Here is a 10,571-nt window from a genome sequence, read left to right as displayed (position 1 = left end):
CAATTTGCAAAAACCACTTACGTCCTTTAAATATTTTAACACAAGTGTTTGAGTATTATATCTCTTCCAACTACATTCAATCGTATTAATGGTATACAATATTATACCATACACTTCTCAACAAATGGGTGAAGTTATAAGAATTTCAGAAAGAGAGAATGAGCAAATAACTGATTAATTCAGAAAAAATGAAACTCTGAAAGCCAAATTTAAGACGATAATTGTCTTTTTCCAACTGGAAACTGTAACTGTTCCACATGGTATAATTTTAAATTGATTACAAAAACTAGGAGGTGAAAAGGTATGAGGCGTATGAAACTCGGCAACGAACTCGACGTTCCTGTTGTCGGACTTGGGTGTATGCGAATCTGGGATAAGCCTATTTCAGATGTGGAAAGGTTAATTGCTACCTCCTTAGAGCTTGGTATCGACTTTTTTGACCATGCGGATATATATGGTGGTGGAAGATCTGAAGAAGTATTCGCACAAGCGTTGAAAAATCTCAAAATTCCAAGGGACAAAGTGATAATCCAAACAAAATGTGGCATTAGAAGTGGTTTTTATGACCTCTCTAAAGAGCACATCGTATCATCAGTCGAAAACGCGCTCAAAAGGCTGGATACAGATTACATCGACGTTTTGCTTTTGCACAGGCCGGATACACTCATGGAACCTGAAGAAATTGCCGAAGCGTTCGGCTACGTGCATTCAAAAGGATACGTTAGATACTTCGGTGTGAGCAATTTCAATTCTATGCAAATCGAACTGCTCAGTAGTGCGGTGCAACACAAATTATTAACTAACCAACTCCAGCTAAGTCTCACAAACACGGGAATGATAGACTCAGGTATCTTCACGAACACAAAGTTCCATCAATCTATAAACAGAGATGGAAACGTGCTTGAGTACTGCAGACTGAAAGGTATAACAATCCAGGCGTGGTCACCATTCCAGTATGGAAACGAATACGGGAACATACAAGGCACGTTCATAGACAACCCACTATTCCCGGATTTGAACTTAAAATTAGAGTACTTGGCACAGAAATACAGTGTTTCAAAGGAAGCAATCGCCATCGCTTGGATTTTAAGACATCCTGCTAAGATACAGCCGATAGTTGGAACAACAAACCCTGAAAGACTTAGAAAAATTGCACAAGCTACAGAGGTTGAACTAACAAGAGAAGAATGGTACAGCCTTTATATTTCCGCTGGGAATATGATTCCCTGAGTTTTGACAATAACTATGCAATCTGCATAAATGTTAAACAAAAGGGCCAAATCGGCCCTTTTGTTTTTCTAGGATTTGAAAGGCATTATTCATCTAAGTATAGTCCGCTATCTTTTAACCAGTTTAACCAGCTTTCATAATCTTGGCCGAATTTTTCTCCGGTGACTTCTTCAAGTGCCTCTGATACAATTTTTCTTGTATCTGCATCTTGACTTTTCAGTTTTTCTATAATAATTTTGAAGGCTTCTTTACTTCTCATACTGGTGAGAGCTTTTATTGCTGACTTTTTAACATTTTGGTTCACATCGTCTGTCATCTTCTCAAGGATCTCAACAACCTTTTCCGATTCGTATACTGCCAATTTCATTAATCCCCAAACAGCACCTTCCCTTACTTCTGGATTTTTGTTGCCTGACGCTTCAATTAAAACTTCGAACGCCTGCTTGCCTCCAATTCTTCCAATTGCCTCTGCAGCAGACCTGCGTATTGTGTAGTCTTTATCTTCCAATAGTTCAGACAAATTTAGAATTGCTTTTTGATTCCCAATTTCACCAAGTGCTTCAACAGCAAACCACCGTACACTGAAAACGGGATCCTGCGTCGCTTTCACCAATGGTTTGACCACAGATGCCCCACCTATTTTCTTCAATACTTGTACTGCCAGCCATCTTACGTTTGGATCAATATCCTTCAACAAGTCAGTAATTTGCTCGAGCACACTGAAATCACTGACACGGAGGATTCCTTCCTGAGCTTTGATTCTTACCTCGGCGTCATGATCTTTTAAAGCTTTAATTAAGAACTTAACGGCTTCAGGTGTACCTAGTTTCCAAATTGTTTCGACTGCCTTTTTTCTTACTTCTGGATCTTTGTCACTAAGCGCCGTTGCTACTCTGTCAAGTATTGAAGAGTCTGCTAATTCTCCTAGAACTTCCAAAACAGTAATTTTGACTTCAGTGTTTTCGTCGTTGAGGATGTCAGCAAGTGCTTCAACTGTTGTTTCATCGCTTATCATTCCGAGAGCTTCCGTGGCAGCTTTACGAACTTTCCAATCTGTGTCCTTCAATGCCTCCATTAACGCCTGTGTAGATCGCAAGTCACCTATCCTCCCCAATGCCTCTGCAGCAGCTCTTCTTACGTAAGATGCAGAATCTTTTAAGGCACTTATTAAATGGTCTACAACTGACCAACCACCAAATTTTCCAAGGGCTTGAACACTTGCTAACCGTACCCAAGAATCTTCATCGTTTAGAGCATCGAGAAAGGCTTCAACAATGCCAGGAACTTCAAGATTACCTATAGAATAGAGTGTTTCAGCTGCTGCTTTTCTCACTGTCGAATTTTGATCTTTAAGTAGATTTACAATTTCGGTTATTATTCTCTGATCGGCTATTCCTTCTTTCTCAGCTATCCTCTTGATAGCTTCTATAGCAGCCTTTCTAACCCTCCAATCATTATCGGCTGTTGCTGTACTTAACAATTGCAAAACTTCCTTTCCTCCAATATTGTCAAGTGCTTGTACCACCGAAGAACGTATTTGCACATTTTCGTCTTTCAGAAGTTCTCCAACTGCATTAATTACTCGTTCGTCCTTAAATTTTCCAAGTGCTTGAACAGCTATCGATCGAATTTCATCACTTTGGTCACTAAGCATTCTTGTGAGTGGTTCTATTGTATTCTCGTGCTGTATGCTCGCCAAAGTCTTAACTAATGCCAAACGCACACCAAAATCTCTGTCATTAACTAATTTCGACAATTCAGCGACTGCCTCTGATTCCCCAATTTTGCCTAACGATTCTATAGCCATTTTTCGAACCGCAGTGTCTTCGCTCTTTAAAGTTTCAATAAGAGCGTCAACAGCTTTTGGATCTTTTGTGTATCCAAGTATTTCAGCAGCTCCAAGCCTTACGAAGAGGTCTCTATCCTTCAAAAGTTTGGTGAGAATATCTGTTATATTGCATCCTGACTTAGCAGCTATCTGTAGTTCTATCTTCGCACTGTTTCTTACGTGGTAATCTACATCTCTTATTGCTTGAGCTATAAGTTCAAAAGCTCCTTGAATGTTTTGTTGCCAAACACTCCGAAGCGCTTTAACGACAGCATCGCGAATAGTCCAGTCGCTATCTTTCAAAGCTTTCTTAAGATATTCTAGAGCTTCTATAACACCTATCTCGCCAATCGCCCAAATTGCAGCCTTTTTTACATCCGAAGATTTATCATTCAGTAACATACCTAGACTCTGTAAAGCGCTTCGGTCCCTTATCTTTCCTAACGAGATTGCTGCCGACTCCCGCAACGATTCGTTCTTGTCATTAAGCATTTTCGTTAATGCTTCCACAGCTTTCTGTGCCCTTGTCTCACCAAGGACAACAACAGCCCTTTGACGCAGATCGATGTCTAAATCTTCATCAGAAACCATATGTATCAAAATCTCGACATCCGTCTCTTTCTGATCAGCAGTATTTTTAGAACTTCTTTTCTGTGTTTGTGGAGTTCCTAATCCAAGGATTGTGGGAACCGTATCCATCAGGTCTCCGATGGCACCTGTTACTCTGTCACGAGTCTGAGATTCTTGATACTTAGTAGTTATCTCATTACCTTTAATTGTCAAAATCAGCAGTTGCTCTAAAACTTTCGAACCTCCTATCTTAGTGAGCGCATCCATAGCAGCCATCCTTACGTCTTTATCTTCATCTTTCAACGTTTCCAAAAGCGCACTTATCGCCTCTGCATTTCCCATTGAACCAAGGGCTTCTGCTGCAGCTTTTCTAACATTGGCAGAAGGATCCTTCAGTGATTGAATAAGATAATCAATTTTTGTGTTATCTCCGATTTGTCCGAGAGTTTGAATAGCTACTTTTCTTACTTCAGCTTCTTTATCTTTCAACAACAGGATGATAACATCTGCAGATCTTTTGTCTTTTATCTTTCCCAGCGCTTCTACTACGGCAATTTTCACGTTGATGTCTCTGTCTTGGACCATCCCAACCAAATGTTCAACAGCTCCAAGGCTCCCAATCTCTCCGAGTGCCCAAGCCGCTGATTTTCTCAAATCTGGATCGTCACTATTGAGAAATTCGATAAGGGGGTAAACGGCTTGCTCATCGCCTATCTGGCCAAGTGCCTCAATTGCAGTCTTTCTTACCGAAAGTTCTTCATTGCTATCAGTAGCTATACTGACGAGTAAATTCAGAGTCCTCACATCACCTATCTTCCCAAGTGCTTCAACTACTGCTTTTCGTATATTGGGATTTTCATCATTTACCATGGTTACGATTATATCAACTGATTCAAAATCTCTTATATTTCCAAGAGCCCTTATTGAAGCCTCTTTTACTGGATCCTCCTCACTGTGGTTTTCCAATACGTCGATAAGTGAAGATGAAGCTCGGATGTCGTGTAGTTTGCCAAGAGCCTCTGCAGCTGCTTCCCTTACTTTTGTGAAATCATCATTTAGTTTTTCCATAAGAGGTTCTAAAGAACGCTCATCACCTATCCGACCAAGAGCCTCAGCTGCTGCCCTTCTAACGTTCGGAGAAGGATCCTGGAGAGCTTCAATGAGGCTTTCTACAGCTTCTGAACTTCCTATTTTCCCCAATAATTCAGCTGCAGACATTCTTATCCACGAATCTTCATCTCTCAGAGCCTCAATAAGTGCCTTTACAGAGGTTTCATCTCCAACAAATTGAAGTGCTTCAACCGCTGCTCTTCTTACATCTGGTGATTGATCTTTGATTAGTTCCACAAGGTAAGGAGTGGTCTTGGGATCATTCGTCTTACCAAGGGCCTCTGCAACGCTCTTTCTAACTTTCCATTCACTATCGTTAACAGCGGCAGAGAGCATCTCAACAGCCTTTTCGTGTCCAATTGTTCCGATTGCCTGAGCGGCGGAAAGCCTAATTGTGGGATCCTTGTCTGATAGTAGCTTCGATATAGGTTCAACAGCCCTTTGATCCTTCAATTTCTCCAACGCTTGCACGGAACGTAGCCTAATATTCGGATTTTCATCGTTCAGTGCTTTAATTAGTGGTTCAACAACGATGTCGCTGTGCACGTTTGCTAAAATATCAACGATCGCAGAACGAACACAGGGTTTTTTATCCTCTAACAGCGAATATACAGTTTTATCAACCGGAAGGCCTGAACGGAGTGCATTAAAAAGAGTGATCTTAGCAGTATCACGAACGACTGGATCTTCGTCTTTCAGTGATAAAGCGAGTGGCGGGATTACCCTTGGATCTCTTATTTTTCCGAGCGATTCGATAATTAACTTTCTCAGACAAGGAGGCGAATTAGGTAGTAGTTCAACTAAGGCAGAGATGAATTTTGGATCACTCAAATTCCCAATAGCTTTCACTGAAGCCTTTTTTCTGTTAAGATCCTTCTCTTTTAAAACCGCTAAAAGGACCTCATTTCCTTTCACATATGCCAGTATCTCCAGAATACAAGCCTCAAATTCGAAAGTTGGAACTTGGACCTTTGATTTTTCGGATAGGTTTATTGTGAACTTTGAGTTGTATAGATATTCTCCTGCTCGAAATGCCACAGTACCATCTATTTTGTTCGCTTGTTCTTCTGTTTGAATCACTACTTGAGCATCGGTCTCGTTTACTCTTTGTTCAACAACCTTCAGGCCTCCGTAGGTTCTTAGTAAATCTCTGGTGATTTTAAAATAATCAACCGTAGGTTTACCGAATATAAGTTTTTCCATACTTTTTTCAGATACTATTATTTGAACAGTTCGTATGTCTTTAACCCTTGCTTGCTTCTCAGTATCCACCATGGTAATCATCTCCATTCGTGGATCTACCCACTTTGGAACAGATTTATCCTTACAATTAACGGAACAACTTTACAATTTTATCACAAGTTCAAAAAAAGTAAATCAACTAAAAAAACATTAGAGTAATCAAATTTGAGAAAATGAGAGATAGTGTGTTATAATGATTATGTTAAAACCTCATGTTGAAATTAGAAGGTTTAATGGTTTCAAAAATATGTCTAAATCTCATGATTCAAGGGATATTCTACTTTTGATTCTATTCCGAAAACCAAGAAGAGGAGGATGGGAAGTATGAAGAAACTTTTCAAGTTTTCAACTGCAACGGTTGTTGCATCGGGTATCGGGGCAGCTATCTTTCTGCTCTTGTTCATGTTCGTTAAGATTCCTTCACCAGTTCCTCAAACGAGTTTCATGACTGCTTAAGGCTTTGCACTTTTTATAGCCACGCTCTACGGTCCCATAGCTGGCGGACTTTCTGCGTTTATTGGTCACGCACTTAGCGATGCTATTCAATATGGTTCTCCATGGTGGAGCTGGGTCATCGCAAGTGGACTTGCCGGCTTTATATACGGCTTGGCTTACAAATTCACAAAAGTCGAAGAAGGTGAGTTCACTGGTAAAAACATACTCAAAGTAAATATCTTCCAAATAATTGGAAACGCGATTGCTTGGTTAATTGTTGCTCCTGTACTTGATATCGTTATATACGCCGAGCCTGCCGACAAGGTTTTCATCCAAGGAGTTACAGCGATGATAATGAATATTATAAGTGCGGGAGTCATCGGAACACTTCTGCTCATAGCCTACGTTGCAACAAAACCAAAGAAAGGCAGTTTAAAGAAAGCAGAATAATCTTAAGTTTTTTCAAAAGTTTTTAAGATGCTCTCCCCAGCTTGAAGGCTGGGGAGATTTTATATTGAAGCTAAAGACACTCTCGTGTCTTCAGACATGAGTAACAGCTGATATGTTAGATAGTTATGTTACCAGAATCGTCGTTTTGTTTCGACTTTCAAACAACAGATGGTATAATACATTTAGCATGTTAATTTACCTACAAATGAGCATCGGTAGTGGCGTGCCTTTGCAGATGGAAAGATAAGGAGAGAAGTTAAGTTGATAGTCACGTACAGATACAGGATATATCCAAACAAGCAACAAAAACTGCAACTTTCCAAAACATTCGGCTGCACAAGATTTGTGTGGAACTACTTTCTTGCTTGGAGAGAGGAAAGATATAAAGAACAAAAACTCGCAACCACAGAGGCTGAGTGTAGAAAACACCTAAATAGTGTGCTCAAAGAGCAGTATCCTTGGCTTAGGGAAGTCGATAAGTTTGCTCTGTAAGATGCATTGATAAGATTGGATAATGCATATAACAGATTCTTCAAGGGTCTATCCGGTAAACCTCACTTTAAGAAGAAAAAATCACACAGGTTTTCATATACAACGTATTCTACAAACAACAACATCCAGATTGATTTCGGAGTTATGGCAAAAGATAAGACCAAGAACCGCTGTTGGGGAAAAATAAGACTACCGAAACTTGGTTGGATTAAAGCACGAATACACAGAACGTTCAACGGTAAGATAAAGACAGCAACTGTCACGTTACTTCCCAGTGGACACTACTACGTTTCAATCGCTGTTGAGGTTGATAAAGTTAATAACAAAAACCAAACACCAGAGCCAATCAACTATGCAGTTGCACTCGACCTTGGACTTAAAAGTTTCCACGTGGATAGCAACGGTAATCGTGTCGAAGCACCGAAGGTGCTTGCTAGATATGAGAAAAAACTAAAGAAACTGCAAAAAGATTTATCAAGAAAGAAAGTAAAAAGCAAGAACTTTGAGAAAGCCAGAATCAAACTTGCTAAGTTGCATCAGAAAATATCAAATATCAGGAATGATTTTCTGGAGGAATTATCCTCGCAGGTGATTAACGAAAACCAAGTAATTATCTGCGAGGAGCTGAGGGTTAAAAACCTGGTAAAGAACGGACGGCTTGCAAAGAGCATACATGATGCATCATGGTCGAAATTTTTGCGAATGCTCAAATACAAAGCTGAGAGACGAAGCAGGATATTCATACAGGTATCGCCCAACTTTCCATCATCACAAACATGCAGTGATTGTGGATACAAGAACGAAGAAGTGAAAGAGCTGAGTGTGAGAGTTTGGGAGTGTCCAAGGTGTGGTAGTGTACACGACAGAGATTTCAATGCGGCGAGGAATATACTTGCAGAAGGTCTAAAGCTGCTTAGCGAGATTAATAAACCCGTAGGGCTGGGACGGCCCGAGCCGGAAGGCGATGCCTGTGGAGGCAAGACCTCTACTATCGGTGGTGTACCACTGGTAGCAAGTCTTGTCAGTGAAGCAGGAAGCTCGTGACTTCAGTCATGGGCGGTTCACTCATTCTCCTTTTGAATTATCTGGTGGACAAAAACAGAGAACCACAATAGCCGGTGTGTTGGTAGACAACGTTGATATCTTACTGTTCGATGAGCCTTTAGCAAATTTAGACCCGGCAACAGCAAAGAAGGCAATGGAAATTATCGATGACTTGCACAAGAACACGGGAAAAACTGTTATCATCGTCGAACATAGACTCGAAGACGTGCTTCACATAGAAATGGACCGTGTGATTGTACTGAACAACGGTAGAATTATAGCTGACATGCACCCACACGAACTAATGGCAAGCGATATCCTAAAAGGAGCGGGCTTGAGAGAACCACTGTATGTTTCCGCACTCAAATACGCGGGAGTCAATGTATCACCTTCCCTTAAACCTGGTTACATACACACACTTGAATTAGGGGAAGCCGAAAAGCAAAAGGTTGTGAATTGGTTCAAGGCTGGTAGTGACCGAGATTTGGACGATAAAGATTTCGATTCAGAACCAATACTGAAAGTCGAGAACTTGAATTTCGCATATGAGAAGAACAAGCCTGTTTTAAGGAATATAAATCTTGAAATCAAAGAAGGAGAAATGATTTCCATAGTAGGTAAGAACGGCGCCGGCAAATCAACATTTGCGAAAGTTCTTTGCGGATTCGTTAAAGAAGATTCCGGAACGATAACGTACAGAGGCAAGAAATTGAACGATATGACGATAAAAGAACGAGCAGAAATTATAGGATTTGTGATGCAGAATCCCAATCAGATGATTACAAAACCTATGATCTACGACGAAATAGCCCTTGGACTGCGATTAAGAAAAGTCCCCGAGGATGAAATTAAAAGCAAAGTTTCCGAAGTCGCCGAAATATGCGGTCTCAAACCTTTTCTCGAATGGCCTATTTCTGCGTTGAGCTATGGTCAGAAAAAGCGTGTCACAATCGCCTCAATATTAGTACTTGACCCTGAAATAATCATCCTCGACGAACCAACCGCAGGTCAAGATTTCAAACATTATTCTGAAATTATGGAATTCTTAGCGCAGCTAAATTCTATGGGAAAGACGATAATCCTAATCACGCACGACATGCACTTAATCATGGAATACACAGACAGGGCTGTTGTTTTTGCAGACGGAGAAATCGTAGCTAATGCAAAACCATCTGAGATTTTGACCGACGTACAGGTAATCGAAAAGGCAAACCTGAAGGAAACCTCACTCTACAAATTGGCACAGATAGTAGGTGTACAAGATTCCACAAGGTTCGTCCAACACTTCATCAACTACGATAGGATGGTGAGAAAGAGCCATGCAGGAGAAATTAATAATGTACACCTCCGATGAAACAATTATTCACAGGCTTTCCGGTTTGACAAAACTGATAGCTTTCCTGTTATTAACATCTGCGGTAATGTACACGTACGATATAAGAGTCATCGTAGCGATTCTATTCTTCTCGTTCTTTTTGATGCGTGTTGCTAAAATAAGATTCTCAAGGGTCAAATTGATGTTCGCGTACGTTTTTGCATTCCTTGTTGTTAATGAGATATTCACATTCCTTTTTGCTCCGATGGAAGGCGTGAAAATCTTCGGTACAGAACACGTGTTGTTTTTTATTTCTAAGAATTATCCGGTGACTCTCGAACAACTCTTCTACCAAACTACTAAATTCTTAAAGTACGTATCCGTGATACCACTTGGGATGATTTTCTTATTCACAACAAATCCAAGCGAATTGGCATCTTCACTCAACAAAATAGGTGTCAACTACAAAGTAGCTTACGCTTTTGCACTTACACTTAGGTATTTTCCCGATATTCAGAGGGCTTATACGGATATAAGCCTGGCACAGCAGGCAAGAGGTATTGATCTGTCCCGCAAAGCAAAATTCAAAGATAGATTCAAGTACGCTTTGCTCATACTCATTCCTTTGATTTTTTCCAGCTTGGAACGAGTTGAGAAAATAAGCAACGCAATGGATTTGAGAGGCTTTGGCAAATATAAAAAGAGAACGTGGTATACTTCAAAGAAACTAACAAAAGAGGACTATTTTGCACTACTGATTTCAACTCTGATTTTGTTGAGCGTGGTGTTCATAGGAGTTTTTGTGAATAAGGGAAGGTTTTATAATCCGTTTAAAAACTAATACTTAAGTTTGAT

7 protein-coding genes and 1 pseudogene are annotated in these 10,571 nt (G+C 40.3%); 7 read left to right on the top strand and 1 reads right to left on the bottom strand.

The features are described from left to right. Positions 1 to 303: 303 nt before the first annotated feature. Positions 304 to 1,230, top strand: coding sequence for an aldo/keto reductase (locus NA23_RS08630; RefSeq protein ID WP_033192241.1), 927 nt, complete (start codon positions 304 to 306; stop codon positions 1,228 to 1,230). 85 nt (positions 1,231 to 1,315) lie between these two features. Here NA23_RS08630 and NA23_RS08625 read toward each other — a convergent pair whose 3' ends face one another. Next, positions 1,316 to 6,013, bottom strand: a complete 4,698-nt coding sequence (locus NA23_RS08625) for a sister chromatid cohesion protein PDS5 (RefSeq protein ID WP_062946242.1) — start codon at positions 6,011 to 6,013, stop codon at positions 1,316 to 1,318. A gap of 282 nt (positions 6,014 to 6,295) precedes the next feature. On the opposite strand from NA23_RS08625, the pseudogene NA23_RS08620 reads away from it, so the two are divergent. The 6 genes and pseudogenes from NA23_RS08620 (at position 6,296) to NA23_RS08600 (ending at position 10,557) form a co-directional block, all read left to right on the top strand. Then, positions 6,296 to 6,865 (top strand): annotated as a pseudogene (locus NA23_RS08620) (ECF-type riboflavin transporter substrate-binding protein). 112 nt (positions 6,866 to 6,977) lie between these two features. Further along, on the top strand, positions 6,978 to 7,112 hold the full coding sequence (locus tag NA23_RS10640) for a hypothetical protein (protein WP_275060686.1): 135 nt from the start codon (positions 6,978 to 6,980) through the stop codon (positions 7,110 to 7,112). A 14-nt stretch (positions 7,113 to 7,126) separates the two neighbouring features. Then, the gene (locus NA23_RS08615) at positions 7,127 to 7,357 is read left to right on the top strand and encodes a helix-turn-helix domain-containing protein (protein ID WP_176759465.1); all 231 of its coding nucleotides are present in this window, start codon (positions 7,127 to 7,129) and stop codon (positions 7,355 to 7,357) included. A 6-nt stretch (positions 7,358 to 7,363) separates the two neighbouring features. After that, complete coding sequence (locus NA23_RS08610) at positions 7,364 to 8,401, top strand: transposase (protein WP_249477033.1); 1,038 nt, start codon at positions 7,364 to 7,366, stop codon at positions 8,399 to 8,401. Beyond that, positions 8,382 to 9,755, top strand: coding sequence for an ABC transporter ATP-binding protein (locus NA23_RS08605; protein WP_052107222.1), 1,374 nt, complete (start codon positions 8,382 to 8,384; stop codon positions 9,753 to 9,755). Before NA23_RS08610 ends, NA23_RS08605 begins: the two co-directional genes overlap by 20 nt. Then, positions 9,721 to 10,557 carry an energy-coupling factor transporter transmembrane component T family protein gene (locus NA23_RS08600; protein ID WP_033192239.1) on the top strand — a complete coding sequence of 279 codons (837 nt, stop codon included), beginning with the start codon at positions 9,721 to 9,723 and terminating at the stop codon, positions 10,555 to 10,557. The genes NA23_RS08605 and NA23_RS08600 overlap by 35 nt, the downstream gene beginning before the upstream one ends. Positions 10,558 to 10,571: the final 14 nt, after the last annotated feature.

Source organism: Fervidobacterium islandicum, from assembly GCF_000767275.3.
Lineage (GTDB): Bacteria > Thermotogota > Thermotogae > Thermotogales > Fervidobacteriaceae > Fervidobacterium > Fervidobacterium islandicum.
Note: the sequence above shows the minus strand (reverse complement) of the source record. Positions and strands in the feature narration are given on the sequence as shown.